Origin of the sequence: Acinetobacter sp. YH12142 (genome assembly GCF_013418435.1) — a bacterium.
In the GTDB taxonomy this organism is placed as follows: Bacteria; Pseudomonadota; Gammaproteobacteria; order Pseudomonadales; family Moraxellaceae; genus Acinetobacter; species Acinetobacter amyesii.
In genome coordinates this window covers 1-1,181 of sequence record NZ_VPCB01000050.1, presented here as the reverse complement: position 1 = coordinate 1,181, position 1,181 = coordinate 1, and the positions used below count along the sequence as shown (strand labels likewise).

At 35.7% G+C, this 1,181-nt stretch carries 1 protein-coding gene; it reads right to left on the bottom strand.

Features of this window, described 5'->3' with window-relative positions:
• Nucleotides 1-18: 18 nt before the first annotated feature.
• Nucleotides 19-1,109, bottom strand: a protein-coding gene (locus FTU77_RS15870; protein WP_085940648.1) for an IS4-like element ISAba1 family transposase whose coding sequence is annotated in 2 segments (ribosomal slippage) — nt 19-569 and nt 569-1,109 — 1,092 coding nt in all. Because the reading frame shifts where the segments join, the coding sequence is not laid out codon by codon here.
• Between the last annotated feature and the right edge of the window lie 72 nt (nt 1,110-1,181).

Below are 1,181 nucleotides of genomic sequence, written 5' to 3'. Positions count from 1 at the left end.
CTCTGTACACGACAAATTTCACAGAACCCTTATCCTATCAGGATTCTGCTTTCTTAAAATTGCCAAAATTTCCTTAAACTCTTCTTTTTTCCCAAAACCAATTAAACGCTGAATCGCCATTTGAACATAGTCTAAACCATAGCGAAATAAACTCATTGAGAGTCGTCCATGCTTCTTTATTTTTATCGCTTTTTTTTGATTATGTTGCCATTCACCCGTTAAGTAACACCAACAGAAGCTTATAGCTAACACCGCAATCAATTTTTTCACTCGTCTAGGGTCTGTCAAGCGCGTATTTTCAAGATTAAACCCGCGTCCTTTGAGACAACTGAATAAGGTTTCAATTTCCCAGCGTAATGCATAATCCTGAATAGCATTGGCATTAAACTGAGGAGAAACGACGAGTAAAAGCTCTCCATTTTCTAACTGTAGTGCACTTATATATAGTTTCACCCGACCAACCAAAATCCGTCGTTTACGACATTCAATTTGACCAACTTTAAGATGGCGAAATAAATCACTAATTTTATGATTCTTTCCTAAATGATTGGTGACAATGAAGTTTTTTTAACACGAATGCAGAAGTTGATGTCTTGTTCAATTAACCATGTAAACCACTGCTCACCGATAAACTCTCTGTCTGCGAACACATTCACAATACGGTCTTTACCAAAAATGGCTATAAAGCGTTGAATCAAAGCAATACGCTCTTTCGTATCTGAATTTCCACGTTTATTAAGCAATGTCCAAAGGATAGGTATCGCTATTCCACGATAAACGATTGCGAGCATCAGGATATTAATATTTCGTTTTCCCCATTTCCAATTGGTTCTATCTAAAGTCAGTTGCACTTGGTCGAATGAAAACATATTGAAAATCAACTGAGAAATTTGACGATAATCAAAATACTGACCTGCAAAGAAGCGCTGCATACGTCGATAAAATGATTGTGGTAAACACTTGATGGGCAAGGCTTTAGATGCAGAAGAAAGATTACATGTTTGCTTTAAAATAATCACAAGCATGATGAGCGCAAAGCACTTTAAATGTGACTTGTTCCATTTTAGAGATTTGTTTAAGATAAGATATAACTCATTGAGATGTGTCATAGTATTCGTCGTTAGAAAACAATTATTGTGACATTATTTCAATGAGTTATCTATTTTTGTCGTGTACAGAGA